The 368-nt window shown below is 62.8% G+C and carries 1 protein-coding gene; it reads left to right on the forward strand.

Annotation, left to right across the window (positions count from 1 at the left end; all coding sequences use genetic code 11):
- On the forward strand, positions 1-368 hold a 368-nt coding region (locus tag DI276_RS17805; RefSeq protein WP_198680731.1), incomplete at both ends, for a WD40 repeat domain-containing protein.

The following is a 368-nucleotide window of genomic DNA, read 5'->3' on the forward strand; positions in this document are numbered from 1 at the left end:
TCGCCTACTCACCCGACAACACCCGCATCCTCACCGGCAGCAACGACGGCACCGCCCGCATCTGGGACGCCACCACCGGCCAACAACTCCACCAAGTCATCGACCTTATCGGCACCATCGATGCAGTTGCCTATTCGCGCGACAGCGCTCGTGTCCTCGCTGCGGGCAGCAGTGGCATTGGTGGCTTCTTGCACGCCACTACAGGCCAGCTCCACCAGCTCGCCCACCACAGCAATTGGATCAACGGGATCGCTTGGTCGCTCGACAACACCCGCATGCTCACCGCTGACGAAAACGGCACCGCCCGCGTCTGGGATGTCACCACCGGCCAACAACTCCACCAACTCACCGGACACAACAGAGCCATC

The organism is Lentzea terrae, assembly GCF_003265345.1.
Taxonomy (GTDB): domain Bacteria; phylum Actinomycetota; class Actinomycetes; order Mycobacteriales; family Pseudonocardiaceae; genus Lentzea; species Lentzea terrae.